Genomic DNA, 25,168 nt, shown 5'->3' with positions numbered 1-25,168 from the left:
GCTCCTCAGTATGCGGGGGTGATGATGGAACAGTGCGCCCAGCCCATCACGCCCGCGGCGCGGTTGGCGGGCTGGACGTACACGGGCCCGTAGTTCCGCAGGGCGAACATCTCCACCGTGCGTGGATCGGAGAGGCCGTTCGCGAGGACGTAGCTCCTCTCGAGCGCGCACCGCTGGTCCACCGTCAGCACCAGGGTGCTCAGGTTCGGCAGCGTCTTCAGGCGATCCGCGTCCCCCACGGTGTTGGCGTGGAGGGCCACCCACCGCAGTTGCTGGAGCCCCTCCAGCCCATCCACCGTGGTCAGCAGGTTGTAGCCGGCATCGACCTGACGCAGCGTGGGGAGCCGGTTCAGGTTCCCCAGCGTGGTGATGTCGTTGTTCGTCACGTCGAGCACCTCCAGCCCCTGCAGCGAGCCCACCACGCTCAGGGAGCTGATGCGGTTGTTGCGGAGCACCAGCCGCTTCAGGGCCGAGGCCCCGCGGAGTGCGCCCAGCTCGGTGAGATCCTGGTTGCGCAGATCCAGCGCCGTGGCCCCATCCAGGCGGGTCTCGAAGGCGACACAGGCCGCATCGCCCCGGTCCCCCGTGGAAGCGCCCAGCAACGGCCCCAGGGCGGCGAGGAGCCGCTCGTCGCCGCTCGAGCGGTTCGTGAGCCGGCAGTAGTCGTACGTCGTCATCGGGCGGAGGAGCCGGGCGCGGTCCAGGAACGACAGTCCGGCGAGCGCCTCCTGGGCCCGCTGGGGGCACTCCGCCCGCCGCACGTAGCAGCGATCGATGGCATTGCCGAGCGTGGCCAGGTTCCAGCGGGCGGTCTCGAGGAATTGCAACAGGTCGGCCTGATGCGCCGGACGCAGGCGGGTGGTGAGCAACTGACGCGCCCGTGACGTCAACTGATGCGTCTCCTGGACCTTGTCCTCGAGCGAGCGCAGCGCGGCGCGCTCCTGCTCCGTGGAGATGGGATTTGGCTGAGGCGCCAGCTCCGGGAAGCTGCCATCCGCGTACCGCCGCGTGAGGTAGGCCCGCACGGAAGAGCCCGCTCCCTGGTACTGCAGGTTGCCGAGCTGCGCCCGGAACCCGGTGTCATCCGACGCGTAGCTCACCAGCTCCGCCACCGCCTCATCACACTCCGCGATGGCTTCCAGCGAGCAGCGGCGCGTCCTCAGCGCCGCCAGGAGCGTGCTGAGCTGCGCGGGGTCTCCCCCCACCTGCACCCCTTCCAGGGAGAGGAAGGTGTTCCTGCGCGCGTCCTGCTCCAGGTGGGTGAAGCGCTCGGTGTGGGAGAAGCCGAGCACCGAGACGGTGATGGCCACCTCGAATTCGTTGCGCGACTTCTCGTCCCGGAAGTCGAAGCGGGAGGACAGGAAGAGCTGCCCGCCGAGCTCCACCGCCATCACCCACTCGTCCCCGCACCGCAGCCGGATGAAGTCCGGGTCACCGCTGCTGGCGGCCTCCTGCCCCGCGGGGGTCAGGCGCAGGTGGGTCAGCAGGGCCCGGCGTCCGAGCACGTCGAAGGAAAAGGTGAGCGTGCGCGTGTACTCGCTCTGGTCCACCAGCTTGGTGATGTTCACCTCCGCCTCGCCCTTCGCGAGCACCAGGTCCACGCCGGCGCTCACCGTCCCCCTCAGCTTGGAGTGGAACTCATAGGTGGAGAGTGAATGCTGGAGGTCCAGCACGCTGGAGCCGGTGCTGGCGTCGTAGACGACGTCTCCCGTGACGCACACCTCGCGGAACTGCCGGTCCCGGCTGTCCCAGCCAATGCCCAGCACGCGCGCCGGCGCCGTGTCCAGCCGCGGGATGCGCAGGGAGAACTCCTGCGCCGCGGCGGGCGCGCCCCAGACGAGGCACGCCGCCGCCAAGAGACCCACTGCCCGGCCCTTCATCCATCCGTCCATGTCCGTCCCCGAGAGCCGCGCGGGCTCACTGCGCGTCGTCCGCCACCGAGGGAAGCGGCAGCTGGGCCCGCTCCGTCTGGGTCAGCAGGTAGTTGCCCCACAGGTTCCCGTACCGCATCAGCGGCTCCAGCCGCGTCCCCCTGGCCGCGCGGCGCAGCTCCTCGGTCCGCGCCGGATCTCCGCGAAGCAGCACGGCGTAGAGCTCCACCTTGTCGCCCGCGAACGACTTGCGCAGGTCCTTCGGAAGGGAGGGGTCCAGGTTGTCGAAGGCCACGGCCTTCATGGCGGCTTGCACCGCCGCCTCACGGGCCGGGTTCTCCTTCCACGACATGGCCGCGTTCAGCACGTCCACCTGGTAGTTGCGCTGGAGCTGCCGGTCGCGATCCAGCTGCGCCTCCTTGCGGCCCGCGAGGTCCTCCACGGCGGTGGCGAGCATGCGCGGGTCGGACAGCAGCTCCCTCAGCCGCGCGTTCTCCTCCTGCGAGCGCAGGGCCTTGTTCGCGAGCTTGCGGAACTCGACCACCTGCGGCCGGCGTGCGCGCACCTGCCGCTCCCACCGCTCGATGTCGATGAGGAACTCATTCCCCGCCGCGACGGGCGGCTCGGGGAGGTCCGCGCCCTCCGGATAGGGAACAGGGTCCTGCGGCGTGACGCTGGCCGTGGCGTCCGGCGGAGGCGTGGGCGCGCCCCCCGGGGCCGTGGCTCCGGTCACGGGATGCGTGCCGGGACGCGGGGACGTGGGGTCGCCCCCAGCCCGCGAGGTCCGGCTGGAGAGCACGAAGCCACCGAGGACGAGCGCACCCAGCAGGACCGCGGCGAGGGCCGCGGCGGCACGGCGGGCGACAACAGGCCTGGGAAACGAGTCTTGGGACATGGCGGGCTCCTGGAGGCTGCTCAGGGAGTGCTCGACATCGGGAGGATGCCGCGCGATTGGAGGAAGGTGACGCGCCCACTCGTGGCGCCAGCCTCCCTGGCGCACTCGATGTAGAGCGCGGGAGTCCGGGTGCCGGAGGACACCAGGGCATCCTGCAAACAGAAGGCAAAGGTGTCCGCCGCGACCGCATCCAGCGCGCCGCCGGAGCGGACCGCCGATTGGAGCGAAGAGAGGGGCCGGCTGCCCGCGAGGATGGCCATCCGCAGCTCCTTCGGCTCCAGGCGGTCATACCTGCTCGCGAGCATGGCCGCCACGGCGGCCACGCGGGGAGACGCATAGGACGTCCCCGTCACCCCCGGCCGTCCCTCCGCATCCCAGGGGGCCGCGATGTCCGCGAACGCCGCCCCGTAGTTGCTCCCGAGCCCGAGGGATTCCCCCGCGAGCCCCGCCACGACGAGGCCATTGTCACGCCCCGCCAGGCGCTTGGTCGGACACGCGAGCGTGCCATCCGGACGGTCCGAGTTGCCCGCGCTCATCACCCAGAGCAGCGAGCTGGAGGTCTCTCCGAACGCATAGTCCTCCGAGTCGCTGCAGCGCTCGAAGGGGAAGCGGTAGCTGTAGCTGGCGTTGACCACCCGGGTGTAGCGGGTGAGGCGGGACAGCCAGCGGCCCGGCAACAGACACGTCTGCGTGCCCATGGGCGCCACCAGCAGTTGCCCCTCCGACGAGCCAGCCGCGAGCATCGCGTCCGCCTGAGCCATCGCGGTGCGGGCCACGTCCGCGGCATGGGTGCTCACCAGCGCCCCGGCATCCGACTCCAGGGTGCGGAACCCCCACGTGCCCGGAACGAGGCCGTGCAGGTAGTCCCCCGGGTTCGGCGCCACCGTCAGTCCCCCGAGCCACCCGAAGAGAGAGCCGCTGAGCAGCGCGCCGTTGGCGTCGAACTCCGGCGGGTAGGGTCCAAGGAGCGTCCGGCGAGCCAGCGTCGCGTCGGCCATGAGGGAAGGCATGCCGGTGGCCTCGCACAGGACGAGGGTATGCCGGCGCGTGGGGGCGTTCCCCAGCACGCTCCGCGGCGAGGCCGCCCACGCGGGGGGCACCTCCTCGTAGGACACGTCCCCCAGGTGGGTCCACTGGCGGTCATGGACGCGGTAGGTGCTCTTCGCGGAGGCGGCGGTGATGGAGTCCCGCACCAGGGCCAGCAGTCCCGGCCCGCGGGTGGGCCCCAGCACCAGGAAGCCGCGCAGCCGTGCCCCCTGCTCCAGCCACACCGTCTCGCGCGCGACGGTCCCGTACACGTACAGCCGGTCGAGGCGGAAGGTGAGGGGCTGCCCGTCCTGCACCGGCGTGGGCGCGGACACCAGGCGGCAGATGCCCATGCACCCCTGTCCCACCAGGGACTGCCCCTGCACGAAAGGAACAGGGCCCGTCAGCACCCGGTCGTGCGCGGTGATGAGCGCCTGCGCCAACACCCGCTCCTCGCTTCCCTCGGGGAAACCGTCCACGGGCGGCGCCGCGAGCCGGGGAGGCAGGGCCCACTCGCCATACGTCCCGAGCACGGAGCCCAGCGCCGTGGGCTCCGGCTCCACGATGCCCGTGTGGTTGCGGTAGAAGAACGGGCCTTCCTTCAGGTCCAGCGGATCGAAGGCAATCTGGTAGCGCTCCAGGGTCTGGCTGACGAGCGTGCGCAGCGTCTCGGCGGAGGGCTTGCCCACGTACACGGTCAGGCCGTCCGGCGCGCCCAGCGGGGCCTCCTCCCCCTGCTGCGCGCTGTGGAAGAAGCGGCTGCCCAGGGGCGTGTTCAGCAGGTAGAACTTCCGGTCGTCGGCCCACTGCGCGGTGCGGGTGGCCAGCGACTGGATGGTGGTGTCGTCCCCCGCGAAGGCGAACTTCACGCCCAGCACGCCCAGGTGGCCGGCGAGGCCCGTCGGGCCCTCGGCCTGGAGGCGCGCGGTGAAGGTCGGCGTCGTGGCGCGCAGGGGGCGCAGCGGCGCGCAGGCGCTCGCGCCCAGCACGGCGGACGTCTTGCCGCGGACGAGCGCCGAGCGGAAGTTGCGCTCGGTGCCGCAATCACAGGCGTCGTCGCGGAAGGTGCCTCCCGCCGCCACGCATCGGCTCTGGAGGTCGCTGAACAGCTCCGTCCGGAACGCCGCGTCCAGCGGCCTGCCGAGGAAGACCGGGTGCGTGTGGTCGACGGTCGTCGACAGGTCCGACCCCCCATCATCGGTCGGGGGGGACACGGGGGGGGCAACGGGCTCTCCGCAGCCGCTCGTCAGGCTCAGCATGGCCACCCAGCCGAGCAGCAGGTGCTTGACATTCATGACAGGACTCCAGGGCAGGTGTCGAAGGGCACGCGGCCAGACACCATCAACGGGCAACAGGAGCGGGGAGGAGCCGCGCGGCGAGCACGGCCCTTCCCCGCCAGGTCACGTCAGGGGACCGCTCTCCTCACTCGGAGAGGGTCCAGTCCGGCAGCGTGCGCCGCAGCATGGCACGGCGCAGGTAGCGCTCCCCATCGCTCTGGTAGCGCTGCGAGGCGGTCAGGTAGCCCTGCGCGATGAGCACGTTGGTGGTCGTGTCCAGCGTCACCGGCTTCACGTTGAACACCTTGCCGTAGTACTCCGAGGTCTGCAGCTCGGACACCGCGTCCAGCGTTCCGTCCGCGCGCATCAGCTGGTCCCCCACCTGCAGGTCGCGGGCCTGGCGGATGGTTCCATCCTCGACGATGAGGGGATGGCTCGGCGTCACGCGCAGGCTGCCGCCGCTCTCCATCCGCAGCGACACCAGCTCCTGCTTCTGCGGCAGCGGGTCCGCGACGTAGCGGTTCACCGTGTTGGCCATGAAGCTGAGCTGCTCCAGCGTGGCGTCCGGCGCCAGGGTGATGAGGTCCACCTTGCCGGCCTTCATCGCGCCCTCGATGGCCATCGGCCCGGACTCGAACATCAGCTCCTGGTCAGGCGCGAAGCAGCCAAACGGGCAGAACCCGAACAGCGACACCCCGGCGGGAATGTCGCACTGCGGGTAGACGCCCATGTTGTTCTTGGCCAGCACGGTCACGTTGGCCACCAGGTTGCCGCCCTCATCCTTGTCGGTGATGAGTTGCGTGGGCAGCCGCGCGCCCGTCGCCGCGTTGTAGGGAGTCACCTCTGGCTTCCAGAGCGGCCAGGTCCAGGTCTCCACATTGGTGCCACTGGGCGGGTACTGGGCGAAGGAGACGTACCGCGTCTCGCCCACCGGGAGCGTGCGCCGGGTCCCGCCGCTGATCTCGTAGTAGAGGTTCCACCACTCCTCCTCGAAGATCATCCCGCACTGGAGCGCCCAGTCGCTGCGGCGCCTCGCCATCTCCTGCACGCCGATGACGTCCTCGACACGGCAGCGCGCCTCGATGTTGTCACCGATGTCCATCCCACCGAAGACAGCGGGTTGCGTCACCTGCACGTTCGTGCACGTGGTCACCATGGTGCGCATGGCGGCGGCAGACGGGCAGGAGGCCGAGGTCGTGCTGAGCTCGCCGTACTCATCGATGCTCTGGAGGAAGTTGCCGAAGTAGTTCGGCTTCCACACGATCAGTTGCTCCACGGGGAGGGTCCCATCCCCTGTGACGAAGAGCGGGTAGGTCCAGTCCTTGCTCAGGGCGGCCTGGTAGCTCGGCATGCTGGCCAGGGTGGCATCGCCCCGCATCATCATCTCGTTGTCGATGGCGGCGATGTCCGGCCCGAAGGCGGCGAGCTGCGCATCCGTGATGCGGTTGCAGCCGCGCAGCCACTTCAGCCGCATGTAGAGGAACTCCTTGTCGTTCCTCGACGCGACGTCCTTCTTGCAGAGCGCCTGCGCCTCCGGACTGCCAGGCGCGAAGCGCATCGTCTGTGCGAACACCGGACCACTGGCGAGGAGGACCGCGCCTCCCATGACCAGCGAGCCCTTCCATGCCTTCTGGGCAAACCAATTCATTTTCACGAGGTACCCCCTCGGATACGACGGGTGAGACTCCCGGGGAGGGGCGGCCCTCTGGCGCCAACCCCTCCCTGGAAGGACTGCTACTGGGCTTCGGTCAGCGAGGAGGCCACGGCCGCGCACATGAACCAGCCGGTGATGGCCGTGTTGCGGTTGCCGGGAGTGGCGTAGGTGGGGCCGAAGTTGCGCCGCTCGTAGATGTCGTGGATGGACGCGGTGATGCGGCCGTTGTCCAGCAGCCACTTGCGCTCCACCTTGCACACGTCATCCAGCGTCACCACGAGCAGCTTCAGGTTGGGGATGGTGGACAGCGGGGCGACGTCGACGATGGGGTTGTCCAGCAGCCGCACCTCCTGCAGCGTGGGGTGGGCCGCCAGGGAATCAACCGACATCACCTGGTTGTAGGAGGCCGTGAGCCGCTCGAGCCGTTTCAGATTGGCCACCGCGCCCAGGCTCCGCACCGAGTTGTGCCGGAAGTCCAGCGTGCGCAGCAGCGGGAGGTCCCCCAGCGGGAGGATGTTCACCAGCGCGTTGTCGCGCAGGTACAGGTAGCGCAGGTTCTTCGCCCCACGCAGCGGACGCAGGTCCACCAGCCCCTGTCCGCTCAGATCCAGCGCCTCCTCCTGCTCCAGGTAGAGCGCCGCCTCGTCACACGTGAAGCCCGAGGCCCCCAGCTTCTCGCGCATCACCGTCACCGTCTTCTTGGTGTCGTCCGCCGTCGCCAGTCCCGAGCAGTACTCGTAGAAGGTCGGCACCTTCGCCAGCGTATCCCGGTCGTAGCGCAGCTCCGGTGTCTGGATGGCCAGGTCGAAGCGCGCCACCTCCCCCACGCAGTCACTCAGCCGCGTGTAGCAGATGTTCGCCGCCGCCACGAGCATGTTGATTTGATTGGAGATACGCGACTGGGTGGACTCGTACCCGAGGCGCTCCTCCGACGTCAGCCGGAACGACGGGCTCAGCAACTGCATGACGCGCTGGCTGTCCGACACCAGATGCAGCAGCCGCGCGTGCAACTGCGAGCGCGCGTTGATCACCGCCACTTCCACCAGCGGGCTGTCCTCGTTCAGCAGATCGTAGAAGCCGCCCGTCTTATAGCCCTGGGTGATGTAGGCCATGATGGCGGCCCCCGACGTGCTCGTCGGGTCGTACCGCAGGTCCTGCAACTGGGCGGGGAACTCCTCGGCCGCATACGTGACAATCCGCTCCAGCGCGGCCTGGCAGTCCTGGGGCCGCTCCAGCGAGCACGACAACGCCGCGATGCACCGGCGCGGCGGGCCCGCCGTGCCTCCACCCGTCGGCTGGCTCGCCTCGTCCTGGCACGTCGTCGAGAAGATGGAGCTCAGCTGGGTGGGGTCGCCTCCCAGCTGCAGCGCGGACACCGTGATGCTGGCGCTCTTCTTCAGCCGGTCGTCCTCCAGGGTGACGGCACCCGAACCCGAGAAGAGCTTGAGGATGTTGACCTTCACGTCCGCGGCGAACTCCGACTTGGCCGCCTGGTCCAGGAAGTCATACTTGACGTTCACCCACAGGCCCGCGCCCAGCTCCACCTGCTGGACGAACTCGGTGCCGCACATCTGCTTCACCGCCTCCGAGCCGCGCGTGCGCGCCTCCAGCGCCCGCGCCGTGGGCACCGCGTCCACCAGCATCGCGTTGCGGCCCCGCACCTGATAGCGGAACGTCATGCTCGAGCTGTTGAGGGTCTCCGCCGCGTTCATCGCGAAGCGCGCAGCGGCATTGAGATCCCAGGTGGCGAAGGTGGCCTTGCCGGAGATGTTGATGCCGAGGTCGCTCTTGATGCGCTCGTAGCTGTCCACCAGCACGAGCGAGGCATCACTCATCGCCGCGCCCGAGTAGGCCACGGAGCCCTGGAGGCACTGTCCCCGGAAGGACTCGTCCTCCACCGAGAAGCCCGTCCCCAGCAGAGCGGCCCCGACCATCTGCGCCGGGGTGACGCGCACGTCCTGTTCCGTCGTTCCAAATGCATCTACCGTTGTCGCCGCGGGATTTCCCGGGGCTTCGCTACAGCCGCTGAGCCCCATCACTCCCAGGAAGAGAGGTGTGGCGGCGCGGATGAACCAGTGCCGATCAAGGCGCATGTGCTTCTCCTTGCAGTGGGGCCGCGCAGATCCACCCCCAGCCGAAAGATGAAGGAGGCTGGTCCTTCAGCCATACGGGCAGCCCACTCCGATGGGCCTCATCGATCGCACGGTGAACGCACTGTAAGTGAAAGACCGTTGCTGAGCCTGTCATCTAAACGGGTGACGCGTGCCCGCCGGAGAGCATGACCCCTGGATGTGGAAGGCGGGCCCTCTCCGTGCATGGGAAGACAGACAGGCCATGCGGGTTCGTCCCATGCGCCGTGGAAGGCATTCGCCAGCAGGTGCCCCGCGTCGTCGCGCGCGAAGGCGTTCGCGTAGTGCACCGCGAAGGCGCGCCATCCGCGCCAGAAGACTGGGCCGTCAGGTGCCTCGGGAGGGAATGAGCGAGGCCACCACGGAGAGCAGCGTCGAGGTGTTCAACGGTTTGGCGACGTGCATGTCGAAGCCCGCGGCCAGGGCGCGCCGCCGATCCTCGCCCCGGGCAAAGGCCGTGAGCGCGACCGCGGGAAGGTGCTGCCCGTCACGCTCCCCGGCGCGGATCCGGCGAATCAGGCAGTACCCGTCCTCGCCTCCCGCCATGCCGATGTCCGAGACGAGCACGTCGGGCCGGACGGAGCCGAGCAGCTCCAGCGCCTCCCGGGTGCTCGCCGCGCGCAACACCTGGGCGTGGCTGCCCTCCAGTACCTCGGAGAGGAGGGCCTGCGTATCCGGCTCGTCCTCCACCACCAGGATGCGAAGTCCTTCCAGGGAGGGCGTCTCGGCCGCCAGGAGCCGGGGGTGTTGAGCCGGCCGGGCCAGACGGGCCGGTGGCGGCTCCGGTGCGCGTGGTGGAGTCAACGGCAGGCGGATGCGGAAGGTGGCGCCCCGGCCTGGCCCCTCGCTGTGCGCCGACACGGAGCCTCCATGCATCTCCACCAGGTGGCGCACGATGGCCAACCCCAGGCCCAGTCCACCATGGGCGCGGGTCGTGCTGCTGTCGGCCTGGCGGAAGCGCTCGAAGACATGCGGCAGGAAGTCCGGGGAGATGCCCTCGCCCGTGTCCTCCACCTCCAGCCGGGCCTCGCGCTCCCCGCGCTCCAACCGCACCACCACCTGGCCTCCCGCCGGCGTGAACTTGATGGCGTTGGTCAGCAGGTTCCACACCATCTGCTGCAACCGCTCGGCGTCCACGGGCAGGGGCCCCACGTCGGGGGAGAGCCGCAGCTCCAGCCGCACGCCCTTGGCCTCGGCCGCCGGGCGGACCGCTTCGAGTGCCGCCTCCAGCACGGATTGGGGCTCGAGCGGATGCACGTCCAGCCGCAGCTTGCCGGTGACGATGCGGCTGATGTCCAGCAGATCCTCGATGAGCCGTGTCTGTGCCCGCGCGTTGCGCTCGATGGTCTCCAGGGCCCGCTGGCGCTTCTCCTCGGGCATGGGACGGGTGCGCAGCAGCTGGGCCCACCCGAGGATGGAGGTGAGGGGCGTGCGCAGCTCGTGGGAGAGCGTGGAGAGGAACTCGTCCTTCATCCGGCTGGCGGCCTCGGCCTCATGGCGGGCCTGGCGCTCGCGGGCCAGCAGGCGCTCCCGCTCCCGCTCGGCCTGGGCTTTCTCCAGCGCCACGGAGGCGATATGGGCCATGGTCTCGATGATGTGCAGCTCGTGCGGCTTGGGGGCGCGCGGCTCGTTGTAGTACATGGCCAGCGTCCCGAGCACCCGCCCCTCGGAGGAGAGGATGGGGCCGGACCAGCAGGCCTGGAGCCGGTATCCCTTCATGTTGTGCCGGAAGAACGCCCAGTTGGGATGGGTGTTGATGTCCGTCACCACGACCAGGGTCTTCCAGTAGGCGGCCGCGCCGCAGCTGCCCACGTTGGGGCCGATGGCCAGCCCCTCGACGGCGGCGTTGTAGGCCGGCGGCAGGCTCGCCCCCGCGCCCATGTGCAGTCTGCCCTCCTCGTCCAGCAATAGCACCGAGGCCATCATTCCCGGGGCCAGTTGCTCGATGCCACGGGTGATGGCATTCAGCATGTCTGGCAGCGGCGTGCCTCTCGCGACCAGCTCCAGCAGCCTGCTCTGCATCGCCAGGCGTGCTTCCACCGGACCGCGCTCGCCCGTCCCCTCGTCCCCGACCCTGGTGAGCGCCCGCTGTTCTTGAACCGGTGCGTTCGACGTGTCACGCGGGGACTCTGGATTGTGCTCCATGAGAACCTCATTCATGCGAACACCCGAGAGGGTGGGGCACACTTCCTACTCTACTCCTCCAGGCGATGTGCCCGTCCTCCGCCTCCTCGAAGCGCTCCAGCGCCAGGCTCCACCTCCGCCTGGTGGGGCGGCGGCGGTTCGAGGCCGCCAGGGCCGTCGCGACGTGCCTTGCTACAGGGACGCGTGACACCGCGCGAGCACCGCGTCCGCGAGACCGAGGGCCTTCGCGGCACGCAGCTCCTTGATGGCATTCCCGCGGAGCTGGTCTGCTTCCGCGTCTCGAGGGCCAAGGATGCAACTATCTGTCCTCGGACAGCTGCACCACGGGGCCCTACACGGACCTCCGAAGCGAAGGTGTCCTCCAGCCCCGCGAGCGAGGTATAGGTGGAATGGGTGCTCCAGCAGACTCGTGCTGGAGCGCTCTCCCACGGAAGGCCACCGGTGCATCGGCTGCACGCGTTTGCGGTAGTCATTGCCCCAGAGTCGTGAGAGCCTCGCGAAGCTTCACAACTTGGAGGGCACATGCGAGGAATCATCAGGGTCGTGTTGTCTGCGTGCTTGCTGGCGGGCTGTGGTGGTGTCGAAGCAGACAGGGATGCCGCGCCGCTCGGTACGGAGCAGCCGGGTGCCCATGAGACAGGCGAGGTCCGTGCCGCGGTGTTGCTTTACTGCGCCGAATTGGATGGTACCGCCTGCCCATCGTCTGGAGCCAACCCACGGACGTGCAAGATCGGGGATGTCGGTCACGCCACGTGCTACTGCGACGGGGGCGAGGCCTCGTATTGGCGTTGTTACTACTGAGCACCCCGCGCTGACCACGTCGTTCCAGGGGCCGCCGGCGGCGGCTTCGATTCCCGCCGCCTCCACTGGAAGTAGCCATGAAGCCCGGCAACGTCGCCTGCCCGAGCCGTGGCTCGAGGCCGAACCAGCTCCTCGAAGCGACGCCACGAGGCGTTACGCCCGGTGCGCACGAGCACGGTGGGCCCGGGTTCACGGTGAGGCGGTCTCGTCGATGTCGGTGAGCGAGAAGTCGTCCATGGTGAGCGTGCCCACCCGGTCGAGCGACATGCCCAGACTGAGCGCCCTGGCCGCCGAGGGCACGGCGGGCGTCGTCCACTCGGCCCGGGTGTAGGTGCTGGTCGCCGGCAGCAGCGGCCCCTGCGTCCAGAAATCCCAACCACCCGAGGTGTTGCGGTAGTACGCCTTGAACCGAACCGACGTGGTGGCCTTGTACCAGGCGGAGACTCGGTAGTGGTGGCCGGTGGTCGCGGGGGGCGCGCACGAGCCGCCGTCCTGCAGGTTGATGAGCTTGCGGTCTCCGCTGGAGATGCTGGTGATGCGCACCTGCTGCGCCCAGCTTCCGCCGTGTGCATCCGTCGTCCGAGTCCAGGTGAAGGAGTTGGTGCCGAAGCCGCCGCGCTGCCAGCAGTCCGGCGTCCCGTCCCCGTTGCTGTCCGCTTCGAGCGACGGGTTCTTGAAGAGCTGCGTCGGGGTCACCTCCGGTGGGAAGGTGACGGGCGGCTTCAGCTCCCCGCCGATGACGGTGTCCATGCGGACGACCGTGGTTCCCCGCGAGGCGCGCGGGGCCAGCCAGTCGAGGAACGCCGCCAGGTTCGCCGGAGTAATCGCATACGTCTCACCGCACCCGTCGCAGATGTGGTGGAAGACGATGGGCACCCACCCGCCGCCACTCTCTTCCGCCCGGAGCACGTAGGCTTGGAGGGTCGCGAGCGAGGTGGTGTCCTGCACGGAGCCGTGCGTGCGGATGGCGTAGGCGTCCGCGGGGGGAACGGACTCCGCGTAGGGATTGCCGGAGCCGCCCGTGGGCGTGCGCAGGCCGCCGCTCTCCCGGGCAGAGTTGTAGTTGCAGTCGATGACGATCTGCCGTGTGACGGAGTCCTTGTCACCGAATGGGTAGGCGAACGAGGTCACCCGGAAGCCCTGGTTCAGCAGGGCCACCCGGTCGTTGCAGATTTCCCGCCGCTGTTCGTCCGCCGACAGCGTGGTCAGGTGAGGGTGGGTCAGCGTGTGGCCGCCAATCTCGTGTCCGGCGTCCTGGAGCGCACGCACCTGGGCGACCGTCAGACGGCCGGATAGGCCCAGCCTCCCACTGTTGATGTAGAAGGTGCCGCGCATTCCCCGGGCTTCTAGTATCGCCGCGGCCTGGAGCTGGCTGGAAAGACAGTCATCGAAGTTCAGCGAGACGCGTGTTGGCATGGTGGCCCCCTGTGGCTTGCCCCAGCACGGGCGGCCGCAGCGGGAGCGCACGGGGGCACCGTCACTGGAGTTCCGAAATGAAGATGCCCATGGCTCGCTCGTCAGGACAGGCCATTGTCCCTGGGTTCGATGCCCCACCCTTCGCCGCGCCGCAGTGCCAGCTCGCGGGGAAGAGCAGGCCCCGCCTTTCGTGGGGCGGGAGGGGGTTCCGCCCCCTGCACCGTGAGGCGAGACGCAGGCTGACGCGGCGTCGCTTGACCGACCAAGGGGCCGCGCGTCGTCTCCACCGACCGGGCTCACGGCTCGGGCGGCCCCTGCCAGAGAGTCTCGAGGCTCAGTCGAGGCCGCTCAGCCGGTCCAGCGCCCTGGCGCGTATACGATGCCGTCCGGCGGAAAGCTCCGCGTCCGCCGCGCGCCGTGCCCCCCGTGCGGCGTAGGCTGCTTCCATGCCACCCTCTTCCCGAAAGCCGCGACACCGTATCATTACGCTGGCGGCGCTCGGCGCCCGGGGACTCCCGCTCCACGTCAACCACATCGCCAGCCGCACGCTCTCGTCCTCGCACGAACCGGTTGTCGCCACCTTCGCTCTCTTCTTCCTCGTCACCGGAGGCAAGGGATGCGGCCGCCACCTGGAGTTGGTGGACGTGCGCCCGGGGGAACTCCACTTCATCCCCGCGGGGGTGGAGATCCACGCCCTCAACGTGGGTGAGCTGGAGGGCTGGTTGGTGGCCTTCGACCCCACGCTGCTGAGCTCGCTGGAGACGGAGCCGCCGGGCCGCACCCCAATGACAGGAGGGGCGGACCTGGCAAGCAGCCTCGCCTCCCGGTGGTCCTTCAGGCTCCTGCTCGGTGAGGCGCGGCGCCAGCGGATCGAGCGCCTCATCGCCGCGCTGGACGCGGAGCTGCGCGAACGGCAGTGGGGCTTTGAACGCGCGACGAGCGCCCTGTTCACGCTGCTGCTGACGGAGCTCCAGCGCGAGGCGCGCGAGCACGCGTCTGGGCATTGGCCATCGCCGGGCAGGCTGGTGCGGGACGTACTCGCTTTCGTCGCGACCCACAGCCTGGAACCCATCTCACTGGCGGATGTGGCGGCGGCGGTGGACCGGACGCCCTCGTACGTCGCCACGGCGGTGCGCGAGGAGACCGGGCTGACCGTGGGCGATTGGCTCCGCGAACACCGTATGGCCGAGGCGCGACGCCGCCTGCTGGAGACGACGACGAGCGTGGAGTCGATCGCCAGCCAGGTCGGCTACTCGGATGCCACCTCGTTCGTCCGCGGCTTCCGGCGCGCGCACGGGATGACGCCCCGGGCCTGGCGCGAGAGACACCGTCAGGCGGGCGGCTGAGCCCGGTCAATTTTCACCGCAATGTGGGCCCTGGTGCCGGCCGGACCCCTCGCGCATAACCAACCCCCCAACCGCCCCACCCGGGGGCCACGAACAGGCGGGTTCAACATGGTGGAGACAGCGCGCGTCGACCTTCAACGCGAATTCAAGGCCCAGGAGGCGAGAGCCAATCCGATCCCCGTCTACGCGAAGCTGCGGAAACTGGGGCCGGTCCTTCAATCGACGGACCTCTTCGGCCAGGGCTTCGTCCTCCCCCGGTACGAGGAGGTCGTCCGCGTCCTCAAGGATCCTCGGTTCGCCAATGACCGCCGGAATGTCCCCGGTGGCTCCTCCCTGGACCGGTGGTGGATGCCGGCCATCCTGAGGCTGCTCGTCTCCAGCATGGTGCTCAAGGATCCACCGGATCACCGCCGCCTGCGCAACCTCGTCCAGAAGGCGTTCACCCCCGTCATGGTCGAGAACCTGAACGGGCGGGTGGCGCAGATCACCGAAGAGCTGCTGGACGCCGCCGCCCGGAAGCCGGTCGTGGACCTCATGGAGGACTTCGCGCTGCCCCTGCCGCTGACGGTCATCGCGGAGATGCTCGGCGTCCCCCAGTCCGACCGCATCCGCTTCCGCGGGCTGATCGCCAAGGTCCTGGACTCCTCGGCGGTGACCCCCACTGCGTTCATCCGCAACTACCCCAACATGCTGCGGCTGAACTGGTTCCTCCGGAAGCTGGTGAAACTGCGCCGCGAGCAGCCGGGGGATGATCTGGTGACGGCGCTGGTGCAGGCCGAGGAAGGAGGGGACCGGCTCAGTGAGGACGAACTCATCTCCATGGTCTTCCTCCTGCTCTTCGCCGGGCACGAGACGACGGTGAACCTCATCGGGAACGGTGTGCTGGAACTGGTGCGGCACCCTGACCAACTCCAGAAGCTGCGCGAGCAGCCCGACCTCATCGACAGTGCCATTGAGGAGATGCTGCGCTTCACCAACCCGGTGGGGGTCGTGGCGCCGCGCTTCGCCAAGGAGGATGTGGAGATCGCGGGTGTCCTCATTCCCAAGGGCAGCGCGGTCTCCCTGCTGATCGCCTCGGCGAACCTGGACGAGACGGCGTTCCCCGACGCGGACAAGCTGGACATCACCCGCAGCCCGAATCGCCATGTGTCCTTCGGGTACGGAATCCACTACTGCCTGGGAGCCCCGCTTGCCCGGCTGGAGGCGCGGGTCGCCATCCCCGCGCTGCTGCGGCGCTTCCCGCGCCTCGACCTGGCGGTGCCGGCGGAGAAGCTGCGCTGGCGTCCCAACATCGGCCTGCGCGGCTTGGAGGCGCTGCCCCTCTCCGTGTCCCCGTCCGGCTCGGCGGCTGGACTGTTCGCCGCGTAGAACGCTTCACCCCTGGAGCGAGCCGGGTGTGGAGGGCCTCCACTCTCCATGGGAGAGGGCGGCCCAGCCGCTCCTGGACGTCTTCCCAGCCCGCCAGGGAGAACTGGGCACTGCCCGAACAGCGCAGGCCGCCCCTCGCGGTGGAGCCGGCGAGCCCGCTCACGCGGAAGCGGCGTGCCCGGGGCTCGTCCGAATCGAGCACGAGGGGAGCGAAGGACGCATCGGGAGCCCGGGCGGGGAGACGCATCCCGGGAGCATAGGCCACCAGGTCATGTTCCCGCCCCAGCCCAGGCCGGCTTTCCAGGCGGGGCTCGGGTTCCAGTCGTCCGAGAAGACGCGTCGCGGCTTCTGCTCCGTCTGCAGTTCGTCACTCTGGCGACATCCTCAATCCCTCCCGCCCGGGGTGGCTGTCCGCGCAGCCACCCCAGACGGTTCACGGCTCAGTTCACTGAAGTCAGCTCACTGAATGACGGTGAGGATCTGCGTCTCGCACGTGGTGGGGTTGATGAAGGAGTTGGCCGCGTCGACCGTGCAGACGGCGCCGCCGTAGGTGCCGAAGAAGACCTGCGCCGAGCAGGAACCGCCTACGTCGCTGACCTCCACCCGCCAGACACACGTCTTCGCGCCGGCCGGGTTCGCCGGATCGACCGTCCAGTAGTACTGCTGGGCCACCAGCGGCGTGGGGGCGGGGGCGCTGACCTGGAAGCCGCCAATGTTGGCGGTGGGCACGGGGTAGGGGTTGAACACGCCGTTGAGCGTCCCCGTCAACACCTGGAGGCCCAGGGAGATGTCGGCGCCGGTCTGGTTGAGGACCAGGAGGTTCTCCACGGCGGGGGCGATGGACGCCGCCGGCGCGTCGCGCAGCACGGGAATCTGGACCGCCACCTCCCGGAGGGTGACGAACTCGTCACGCTGGGAGAGGAGGTCCAGGAAGAAGCCGGACTCATCCTGCCCGGCGAACGCGATCGACGGCGTGAGGGACAGCAGAGAGGCAGCCAGGAAACGCTTCACGTTCCTCGTCATGGACTTCTCCTGATTGGGTTGTGTTGGGGTTGGCCGAAGCCAATGCCTTACTAGCACTGCCGATTGAGGCATTTCAAATCAAAACGGTATTTCAAGGCATTTCCTGTAAAGATGGATGATTGCGTTCCAGGCGTCGCTCATGGCCATGGCTTCCGCTCTAAGGGATTCCCCTGAGTGGGATTTCCCTGAGTCGTCCAAAGCCATCCGTCTCCCTCCCTGGTATGGCGGATGCAATCGTGCAGGGCATCGCTGGGCCAACCCCATCCGCCTCATTTCTTGAGAGAGCGTGCGCACTTCTTGAGAGTGCGTGGGCAGCGCTCTTCGAGGCATCAATCGTGGCCTGACCGAGTGAAGTCGCTCCATCAAATTCCGGTGGTGCCAGTAGCGCGATGACAGAAGCCATCCAGAAACCCGTCCCAGGGGGGGGCGGGGGACTGCGGCCACCGATTTGACCAGGAGCCCTGAAATGCAACGCAATACAGGAAGATGGATGTCTGGACTGCTGGGAGTCTGGCTCGGAGCGCTGATGGGCCGTGTGGGCCTGGGGCTACAACGTCCAAGGCCAGTGGGGGTTGGAGGAGTCCCCACGTACTCGAGCACCGTCATTCGCTCGTTGCTGTATTGAGTGCGGTGCCGGGCGCACGGGCGCGCGTCACGTTTGTTTTGAGCGGGTGGCGTCAGCCACCTGGGAGCCGTCAGGTTCGCCAGCACCTGGCGCCTGCCTGCCTGCATTGCGACCACTCAGCCGATTCCTGTAGTACCGCCTTCGTATTCGGCAGCAACGATCGCCGGGGACTCCAATCACTTCCGTTTATTCACGAGCTACGACGCACCGGGCGGTACTTTTTCAAGGGAAAAATGAGGGTGTCGCCTAGTCGGCGACATCCCGGACCCCGTACTCTTCAGCCTGGCAACACTTTGCTGCCACGAGGCGAATCGGGGACGCGGTGAGGTCTCCGGAAGCAGCGCTCGAGGTGGCGTGTGGCCAGGTGATGAACCCCCGTTGTCACTCGCGAAGACGGAGTCCCTGACGTGAGAAGGCTGTTCTCCACGCTGTCGAGCCTGTCCCTGGCGCTGTGCGGTACTGGCGCCACTGCCCGCAACCTCCCCAACTACGAAGTCACGCAAGATCTCAAACCCGCGCTCAAGAAGGCCGCGGGCCGTCAGCCAGTGACGGGCAACCTGTCGCGCGTTGCCCATATGGATGAGGAGCGGGGCCTGCCCACGTTCGTGTGGGCGAGTCAGGGCGCGCCCTCGCCGCAGCGTTCGCGGCTGGCGCGGATGTCGGTCGAGGACGCGGCGCTGCTGCAAGTGCAGGAGCACGTGTCGCTCTACGGAGCGGCGTCGGTGGAGGCCTCGGGCGCGCGCGTGTCGTCCGTGAGCCGCAACGCCCGGGGCGCCAAGGTGGTCACCTTCGCCCAGAACGTGGGTGGCCATGAAATCTTCAACCAGTCGCTCAAGGCGCTGCTCAACCCGAGCAACGAGCTGGTGGCGCTCTCCGGCTCGCTGTCGCCGCACGTGTCGGCGGACACCTCGATGGAGCGCCTGCGCTTCGGCATGTCCGCGGCCGAGGCCATCAGCACGGCCTACCGGGACCTGACGGGCGGCACGCTGGACGCGACGCTGCTGACGCGCCAGCGCTCGGACGAGAAGGACATCTACTCGCACTACGAGCTGGTGTCCTACGCGCGCCCGCTGGCCGAGGGGCTCGTCATCCCCGCCCGCGTCAAGCAGGTGTTCTACCCGATGCCCGACGCGTTGCTGCCCGCGTACTACGTGGAGCTCAACACGGGGCGTCCGGGCAGCACCGACTCGGACTACTACTCCTACGTGGTGTCCGCGGTGGACGGCCGGCTGCTCTTCCGCAACAACCTGACGGCGCACGCGGAGTTCAGCTACCGCACCTACGCGGACACCACGCCGCCCTATACGCCGCACGAAGGCCCTTCGGGCTCCGCGGCCACGCCGCACCCCACGGGCAACCTCGACGGCTACACGCCGCCCTTCGTCGCCCCCGCGCTCGTCACCCTGCGGAACGCGCCCTTCAGCGGAAATGATCCCTGGCTGCCGGAGGGGGCCACGGTGACCACCGGCAACAACGTGGATGCGTACGCGGACCTCGTCGAGCCGGATGGGTACAACACCGGCGACCTGCGTCCCACGGTGACGGCGCCGGGCGTGTTCGACCGCACGATGCTGTTCGACATCCAGCCCAACGCCAACGCGGAGCAGATCGCCGCGGCCACCACGAACCTGTTCTTCGTGAACAACTGGTTGCACGACTGGTTCTACGACGCGGGCTTCGACGAGGCCTCCGGCAACGCCCAGGCGAACAACTTCGGCCGGGGTGGCAGGGAGAACGACGCCATCCGCGCCGAGGCGCAGGACTACAGCGGCACCAACAACGCCAACATGTCCACGCCCGCGGACGGCGCGTCCCCGCGCATGCAGATGTACGTCTTCACGGGCAAGGACGCGCGGCTCACGGCGCTTTCGCCCGCGTCGGTCGCGGGTGTCTACGAGGTGGGCATCGCGGCGGGATTCGGTCCCCAGACCTTCGACGTCTCGGGTGAGGTGGTGGTCGCGGAGGACGGCACGGCGCCCGCGACCGATGGGTGCACGGAGCTGACCAACGCGGCGGCGGTGGCGGGGAAGATCGCCATCATCGACCGCGGCAACTGCGACTTCACCGTCAAGGTGACGAACGCGCAGACGGCGGGCGCCACGGGCGTCATCATCGCGGACAACGTGGCGGGTGGCGTCGCGAACATGGGCGGCACCTCCACCACCATCACCATCCCCACGCTGCGCGTCACGCTCGCGGATGGCAACAAGCTCCGGGGCGTCTCCGGCGTGACCGTGCAGCTGCGGCGCCAGCCCGCGCTCAACCTGGATGGCACCGTGGACAACGGCATCGTGGCCCACGAGTGGGGCCACTACATCAGCAACCGCCTCGTCGGTAACGCCGCCGGTCTGAGCAACAACCAGGGCCGCTCCATGGGCGAGGGCTGGGGTGACTTCCACGCCCTGCTGATGATCGTGCGCGCCGAGGACATCAACGTGCCCTCCAACGCCAACTGGACGGGCGCCTATGCCGCGGCCGAGTTCGCCACGCGCGGACTGACCAACAACGCCAGCTTCTTCGGCATCCGCCGCGGCACCTACTCGGTGGACCGGGCGAAGAACGCGCTGAGCTTCCGCCACATCATGAACGGGGTGGCCCTGCCCACCACGGCGCCCTTCCTGCCCAACACCGGCGTGAACTCGCAGGTGCACAACTCGGGCGAGATCTGGGCCACGATGCTCTGGGAGTGCTACGTGCGGCTGCTGCGCGCCCATCCGTTCCAGGATGCGCAGGACCGCATGAAGAGCTACCTGGTGACGGGCTACAAGATGACGCCCAACGCGCCCACGTACCTGGAGGCGCGTGACGCCATCATCGCCGCCGCGCGCGCCAACGATCCGGCGGATGCCGAGCGCCTCTGGCAGGCCTTCGCCTCCCGTGGCGCGGGCGTGGGCGCGGTGGCCCCGCCGCGCACCTCCACCACCCACGCGGGCCTGGTGGAGAGCTTCGAGGTGGGCACCAACGTGGACTTCGTGTCCATGTCGCTCGCGGACGACCTGTCGGGCAGCTCCTGCGACTCGGACGGCATCCTGGACAACGGCGAGACGGGCCAGCTGCGCGTCAAGGTGCGCAACTCGGGCGCCACGACGGCCACCGCCACCTCCATCACCGTGCTCTCCTCGAGCCGTGGGGTGACGTTGGGCAATGGTGGCACGGCCTCCGTTCCGGAAATCCCCGCGGGTGGCATGGTCGATGCCGTCATCCCCGTGTCGCTGAGCGGCGCGGCCACCGAGCAGCGGCTGGACTTCATCGTGGCGCTGCGCGACGCCAACCAGGCGCAGCCGGGTGACAAGACGGCCACGTTCTCGGCCAAGGCCAACTACAACGAGCTGCCCAACGCCACCACCACGGAGACGGTGGAGGCCAAGACCCTGCCCTGGACGTTCACGCACGACACGTCCCTGGCCAACGCGGACTTCTCCGTGGTGCAGGCCAGCGACTTGAGCCGCTCCTTCTTCGGCCCCAACCCCGGCGGCGCCGGCGACGTTCGCCTGACCACGCCGCTCCTCCAGGTGGGCACCGAGCCCTTCATCATCACCTTCAAGCACGCCTATGACTTCGAGACGGACAACACCGTCTCTCCGCCGGACTACTACGACGGCGCCATCATCGAGGTCTCCGAGGCGGGCACGTCGGACTGGGTGGACGTGGGCAGCGCCCTGTACGCGGGCAGCCTGTTCCACGATCCGGTGCTCTACCCGACCAACGGCAACCCCCTCAAGGGCAAGCAGGCCATCGTGGGCCGCAGCGCGGGCTACCCCGCCCTGACCACCGCCACGCTCGACCTGGGCACCGCCTGGGCGGGCAAGACGGTGCAGGTGCGCTTCCGCATCGGCTCGGACAACGCCTCCGCGGGCGCGGGCTGGGTGCTGGATGACCTGCAGTTCTCGGGTCTGACGAACAAGCCCTTCACGGCGCTCGCTCCCCAGTCGGGGGTGTGCGGCACGGATTCCTCGCCGGTGGCCTCGGCGGGTCCGGACCTCACGGCCAACGAGCGCGCGGTGGTGAACCTGACGGGCAGCGCCACGGATCCGGCGGGCAAGAGCCTGCTCTACAACTGGACGCAGCTGTCCGGCCCCGCCGTGACGCTCGTGAACCCCGCCACGCTCACCCCGTCCTTCACGGCGCCGAACGTGACGGCGGACTCCGTCGTGGTGCTCCAGCTGACCGTCTCCAACGACAAGCGCTCGGTGATCGACACGGTGAACGTGACGATTCGCAACGTCAACCGCGCCCCCACCGTCAACGCGGGCGTGGCGGGCATGGTGAACGAGCGTGCCACCCACACGCTGATGGGCTCCTCGACGGACGCGGATGGCGACGCGCTCGCCTACCGCTGGGCGCAGACGGCCGGTACGCCGGTGGCGCTGAGCAACGCGGACAAGCTCACCGCGAGCTTCGTCGCGCCGGAGGTCACCCTGGATGAGACGCTGAGCTTCTCGCTCACGGTCAGCGACGGCCGCGAGAGCGTCAGCTCCACGGTGAACGTGACGGTGCGCGACGTGAACCGCGCGCCCACCGTCAACGCGGGCGTGACCGGCGTGGCGGACGAGCGCTCCCGCTACACGCTGACGGGCTCCGCGTCGGACGTGGACGGCGACAGCCTCACCTACGCGTGGCGCCAGACGGCGGGCACGGCGGTGACGCTCGGCAACGCCAACACGCTCTACCCCACCTTCACCGCTCCGGAGGTGATGGCGGACGAGACGCTCGCCTTCGAGCTGAGCGTGAACGACGGCAAGGACACCATCACCTCCACGGTGGAGGTGCTGGTGAAGAACCTCAACCGTGGGCCCACCCTGCTGGTGGCGGACCTGAGCGCGGACGAGCGTCGCCCCGTCGAGCTCGTGGCCCTGGCCTCGGATCCGGACGGCGACACGCTCAGCTACCACTGGATGCAGCTGTCCGGCCCCATGGTGACGCTGCAGAACGAGGACTCCTCTCGCGCCACCTTCGTGGCGGGTGACGTCGCCGCCGACACCGAGATCGTCTTCGAGGTGATGGCGTTCGACGGCCAGACCTCCGTCACCCGCCAGGTGAAGGTGACGGTGCGCAACGTGAACCGTGAGCCCCAGGCGCAGGCGGGCACCGCCCAGCTGAGCACCCCGGGCGACCAGGTCCAGCTGGACGGCAGTGCCAGCGTGGACGCGGACGGCGATGCGGTGACCTACGAGTGGACGCAGGTGGCTGGCCCGACGGTGTCGCTGTCCGGGGCGGACACCGCCACTCCGTCCTTCACCGCCCCCGAGGTGGATGTGGAGACGGAGCTGCGCTTCAGCCTCGTGGTGCGCGATGGCTCCTCGGCGAGCTCGGCCTCCATCGTCAGCGTGATGGTGACGCCGGTGAGGGGAGGCTGCTCGTCCACGGGCGCCGGCGCGCCGATGGGCCTGCTGGGCCTCGGCCTGCTGAGTCTGCTGCGCCGCCGTCGGCTGAACTGAGCCGCGGCGTCCCTCCCCCTCCGGTGTCTGGGTGGGGGAGGGGTGGCTGACGTGAAGTCTGACGCCGGAGCGCTGGGGTCCTCCCCCGGAGCTCCGGCGTCGTCATTTCCGTACCGCCCATTCCCTGTTCGGCGGACCGGTTGGGCCCTATCGTGCCAACCCTCTTGTTTCGAGCCAAAGAGGAGTTCCCCATGTCCGCCCAGACTTCCATCCAACTCAATGACGGCCGTTCCATCCCACAGGTCGGGCTCGGCGTCTGGCAGTCCTCGAACGAGCAGGCGGCACTTGCCGTGCGCACCGCGCTCGAGGCCGGTTACCGCCATGTCGATACGGCCGCGATCTACGACAACGAGAAAGGCGTTGGCGAGGGCCTGCGTGCCTCCGGCGTGAAGCGCGAGGAGGTCTTCATCACCACCAAGCTGTGGAACAGTGCGCAGGGCGGTGACAGCGCGCTCGAGGCCTTCGACCAGAGCCTGAAGCGCCTCGGCCTCGATTACGTCGATCTCTACCTGATCCACTGGCCCGCGCCACGCAAGGGCCTCTATGTCGAGAGCTGGAAGGCGCTGAAGCGCCTGAAGGAAGAGGGCCGCGCCAGATCCATCGGCGTCTCGAACTTCACCGCCGAGCATCTCGACCGCATCATCGGCGAGACCGGCATCGTCCCGGTGCTGAACCAGATCGAACTGCATCCGCGCTTCCAGCAGAAGGCGCTGCGCGAGGCCCATGCCAGGCACAACATCGTCACCCAGTCCTGGAGCCCGCTCGGCCAGGGCCAGCTGCTGTCGGATCCGGTGATCGGCCAGCTCGCCGCCAGGCACAAGCGCACGCCGGCGCAGGTCGTGATCCGCTGGCATATCGACAATGGCCTGGTCGTCATCCCGAAGTCGGTAACGCCCGCCCGCATCAAGGAAAACTTCGATGTCTTCGGCTTCAGGCTCGATGCAGAAGACATGGCGCGGATCGCGAAGCTCGATAGCGCGAATGGCCGCATCGGTCCCGATCCGATGACGGCGACATTCTGACGCCGCGACGGGAGCATGGCGGAATGGGGGCGGTGTTGAGGTCGGCCGCGGCGGTGCCGGGGCTCACGAGAGACCCATTCGCGAGCAGTGCTACCGTAGGGTCCATGGGACCACGAGCGTTGCTCTTCTCGGCGAGCCTGCTGGCCGCCCTCTCTTCCCGGGCTGGAGACCTCTCGCTCGAGGCCCGCGTTGACTCCGGGCGCTGGATGCGTGGGGCGTCCATCTCGCCACGCAAGGGCGAGGCCATCGCCCTGCGTGTGGCTCCCCGCCCAGGCGCTACGATTCGCTGGTACCGCATCTACGCGGACCTCTCGCGCTACTACAAGAACGCCAACCATCCCTGGGAGCCCTCCCCGTATGCTTGGGCGGGCTGGGGGAAGATTCCCTACCTCCGCGAGGAGCTCCAGGGCCTGCGCGGCCGCTGGGAGATCAACCCGCTCGACACCTCCGGGAGAGTCCTCCGGGGCGAGGAGCTGGAGCCGCATCCGGCCAAGGCACCCCACTACGTGGAAGACGTGGGCACCTTCTGGTTCCAGGCCGAGGTGGAGGCAGGCGGCGCCGTCTCGCGCTCCCCGGGGCTCGAACGGAGCGATCACCGAGGTCTTTCACCCCAAGTGTTCCGAATCTCCATCCGCGAGGGGGAAGGGTACCTGGGCTACCTCACCTCCTTCTTCAATGTCCCGGGCGTGTTCGGCTCCGTTCCGCACCAGAGCTACAACTACATCGGCGTGGACTGCGCGGACGTGCTCATGGCCGCGCGCGCCCGCTGGATGGGCAAGCCGCTCGAGCGCGACTTCAACGTCGCCTCCTTGGTGGAGGAGCTTCCCAGGGCGGCCACGGTCCAGATCCGCCAGGGCGCGCCGGATCGGGCTCTATCCATTGGCAAGGACGTCCGGCCGGGCGATCTGTTCGCCGTGCGGTACACCCGTGCGAGGCAGTTCCAGCACGTGGGGGCCTTCTACTCCGACGGGAATGCAAACGGGCTCCTGGACGCGGACGATCTCGTCTTGCATGCGGGGCCAGAGGCGCTCCATCTCTCCCGCCTGGGAGAAGGGGCGTTCGATGGAGAGGTGGCGATCTTGCGCCCGGAGCGCGGCCGTCCGCCGGGGCGCTGACGCGAGCGACCGCTCCT

13 protein-coding genes are annotated in these 25,168 nt (G+C 68.8%); 5 read left to right on the top strand and 8 right to left on the bottom strand.

Annotation, left to right across the window (positions count from 1 at the left end):
- Positions 1-5 precede the first annotated feature (5 nt).
- The 7 genes from Q664_RS04530 to Q664_RS04500 all read right to left on the bottom strand — a co-directional run bounded on the left by Q664_RS04530 (position 6) and on the right by Q664_RS04500 (position 13,214).
- Entirely contained in the window at positions 6-1,892 is a 1,887-nt protein-coding gene (locus Q664_RS04530) for a leucine-rich repeat domain-containing protein (RefSeq protein ID WP_152621907.1), read from the bottom strand.
- Positions 1,893-1,917: 25 nt separating this feature from the next.
- Positions 1,918-2,766 (bottom strand): hypothetical protein, encoded by an 849-nt coding sequence (locus tag Q664_RS04525; RefSeq protein ID WP_043390145.1) that lies wholly within the window; start codon positions 2,764-2,766, stop codon positions 1,918-1,920.
- Between the two features lie 20 nt (positions 2,767-2,786).
- Positions 2,787-5,087, bottom strand: a complete 2,301-nt coding sequence (locus Q664_RS04520) for a S8 family serine peptidase (RefSeq protein ID WP_043390143.1) — start codon at positions 5,085-5,087, stop codon at positions 2,787-2,789.
- Positions 5,088-5,214: 127 nt separating this feature from the next.
- On the bottom strand, positions 5,215-6,723 hold the full coding sequence (locus Q664_RS51555; RefSeq protein ID WP_152621906.1) for a Hint domain-containing protein: 1,509 nt from the start codon (positions 6,721-6,723) through the stop codon (positions 5,215-5,217).
- An 80-nt stretch (positions 6,724-6,803) separates the two neighbouring features.
- The gene (locus Q664_RS04510) at positions 6,804-8,816 is read right to left on the bottom strand and encodes a leucine-rich repeat domain-containing protein (protein ID WP_152621905.1); all 2,013 of its coding nucleotides are present in this window, start codon (positions 8,814-8,816) and stop codon (positions 6,804-6,806) included.
- Between the two features lie 363 nt (positions 8,817-9,179).
- On the bottom strand, positions 9,180-10,997 hold the full coding sequence (locus Q664_RS04505) for a hybrid sensor histidine kinase/response regulator (RefSeq protein ID WP_235216554.1): 1,818 nt from the start codon (positions 10,995-10,997) through the stop codon (positions 9,180-9,182).
- Between the two features lie 990 nt (positions 10,998-11,987).
- On the bottom strand, positions 11,988-13,214 hold the full coding sequence (locus Q664_RS04500; protein WP_084609520.1) for a polysaccharide deacetylase family protein: 1,227 nt from the start codon (positions 13,212-13,214) through the stop codon (positions 11,988-11,990).
- A 446-nt stretch (positions 13,215-13,660) separates the two neighbouring features.
- On the opposite strand from Q664_RS04500, the gene Q664_RS04495 reads away from it, so the two are divergent.
- A complete protein-coding gene (locus Q664_RS04495; protein WP_052517662.1) occupies positions 13,661-14,560 on the top strand; it encodes a helix-turn-helix transcriptional regulator in 900 nt (299 codons plus the stop codon).
- A gap of 108 nt (positions 14,561-14,668) precedes the next feature.
- Positions 14,669-15,928, top strand: a complete 1,260-nt coding sequence (locus Q664_RS04490; protein WP_052517661.1) for a cytochrome P450 family protein — start codon at positions 14,669-14,671, stop codon at positions 15,926-15,928.
- 459 nt (positions 15,929-16,387) lie between these two features.
- Here the strand turns inward: Q664_RS04490 and Q664_RS04485 are convergent, their stop codons facing one another.
- Complete coding sequence (locus Q664_RS04485; protein ID WP_043390139.1) at positions 16,388-16,951, bottom strand: hypothetical protein; 564 nt, start codon at positions 16,949-16,951, stop codon at positions 16,388-16,390.
- 1,032 nt (positions 16,952-17,983) lie between these two features.
- Between Q664_RS04485 and Q664_RS04480 the strand changes: the two genes are divergently transcribed.
- The 3 genes from Q664_RS04480 to Q664_RS04470 all read left to right on the top strand — a co-directional run bounded on the left by Q664_RS04480 (position 17,984) and on the right by Q664_RS04470 (position 25,151).
- Positions 17,984-23,014, top strand: a complete 5,031-nt coding sequence (locus Q664_RS04480) for a myxosortase-dependent M36 family metallopeptidase (protein WP_043390137.1) — start codon at positions 17,984-17,986, stop codon at positions 23,012-23,014.
- Between the two features lie 191 nt (positions 23,015-23,205).
- Positions 23,206-24,036, top strand: coding sequence for an aldo/keto reductase (locus Q664_RS04475; RefSeq protein WP_043390135.1), 831 nt, complete (start codon positions 23,206-23,208; stop codon positions 24,034-24,036).
- Positions 24,037-24,140: 104 nt separating this feature from the next.
- On the top strand, positions 24,141-25,151 hold the full coding sequence (locus Q664_RS04470; RefSeq protein ID WP_043390133.1) for a hypothetical protein: 1,011 nt from the start codon (positions 24,141-24,143) through the stop codon (positions 25,149-25,151).
- Positions 25,152-25,168 lie beyond the last annotated feature (17 nt).

Source organism: Archangium violaceum Cb vi76 (genome assembly GCF_000733295.1).
Lineage (GTDB): Bacteria > Myxococcota > Myxococcia > Myxococcales > Myxococcaceae > Archangium > Archangium violaceum.
The sequence above is the reverse complement of the archived record's forward strand: the minus strand, read 5'-3'. Positions and strand labels throughout refer to the sequence as shown.

Bases quoted from the DNA above. Each gene is read 5' to 3' on its own strand.
- Q664_RS04530 (WP_152621907.1), bottom strand. From the start codon at position 1,892: ATGGACGGATGGATGAAGGGCCGGGCAGTGGGTCTCTTGGCGGCGGCG.
- Q664_RS04525 (WP_043390145.1), bottom strand. From the start codon at position 2,766: ATGTCCCAAGACTCGTTTCCCAGGCCTGTTGTCGCCCGCCGTGCCGCC.
- Q664_RS04520 (WP_043390143.1), bottom strand. From the start codon at position 5,087: ATGAATGTCAAGCACCTGCTGCTCGGCTGGGTGGCCATGCTGAGCCTG.
- Q664_RS04510 (WP_152621905.1), bottom strand. From the start codon at position 8,816: ATGCGCCTTGATCGGCACTGGTTCATCCGCGCCGCCACACCTCTCTTC.
- Q664_RS04505 (WP_235216554.1), bottom strand. From the start codon at position 10,997: ATGGAGCACAATCCAGAGTCCCCGCGTGACACGTCGAACGCACCGGTT.
- Q664_RS04500 (WP_084609520.1), bottom strand. From the start codon at position 13,214: ATGCCAACACGCGTCTCGCTGAACTTCGATGACTGTCTTTCCAGCCAG.
- Q664_RS04495 (WP_052517662.1), top strand. From the start codon at position 13,661: ATGCCACCCTCTTCCCGAAAGCCGCGACACCGTATCATTACGCTGGCG.
- Q664_RS04490 (WP_052517661.1), top strand. From the start codon at position 14,669: ATGGTGGAGACAGCGCGCGTCGACCTTCAACGCGAATTCAAGGCCCAG.
- Q664_RS04485 (WP_043390139.1), bottom strand. From the start codon at position 16,951: ATGACGAGGAACGTGAAGCGTTTCCTGGCTGCCTCTCTGCTGTCCCTC.
- Q664_RS04475 (WP_043390135.1), top strand. From the start codon at position 23,206: ATGTCCGCCCAGACTTCCATCCAACTCAATGACGGCCGTTCCATCCCA.
- Q664_RS04470 (WP_043390133.1), top strand. From the start codon at position 24,141: ATGGGACCACGAGCGTTGCTCTTCTCGGCGAGCCTGCTGGCCGCCCTC.